The sequence below is a fragment of the Microcosmobacter mediterraneus genome, assembly GCF_031846265.1.
GTDB lineage: Bacteria > Bacteroidota > Bacteroidia > Flavobacteriales > Flavobacteriaceae > Microcosmobacter > Microcosmobacter mediterraneus.
The window spans coordinates 1-283 of sequence record NZ_JAVRIA010000031.1; the positions used below are offsets into that span (position 1 = coordinate 1).

General features: G+C 31.4%; 1 protein-coding gene. It reads right to left on the reverse strand.

Annotation, left to right across the window (positions count from 1 at the left end; genetic code table 11):
- Window positions 1-74 precede the first annotated feature (74 nt).
- Window positions 75-283: T9SS type A sorting domain-containing protein (locus tag RM697_RS13710; RefSeq protein WP_311428460.1), on the reverse strand; the 209-nt coding region annotated here is incomplete at its 5' end.

A 283-nucleotide genomic window follows, 5' to 3' on the forward strand; every position in this document is an offset into this window, starting at 1 on the left:
AAAACAAAAAGGCAGCTATTAACTTGTAATAGCTGCCTTTTTTAATTAAAGGGTTATTTTAAATAGAATCTCTATTAGTTACCAGAAACAATTTTCTTGGTCATAGTTCCTCTACTTGTTGTTACCTTAACATAGTACATCTGATTTGATAATCTCGACATATCGAAATTAGTACTGTCATCAGATCCCTTAACATAGCTGTTGTTAGTTTGGCTAGATACTAAGATTCCCTTAGCATCAAATAACTCAACAGTTACGTTTGTCTTATACTCAAACATGTAAG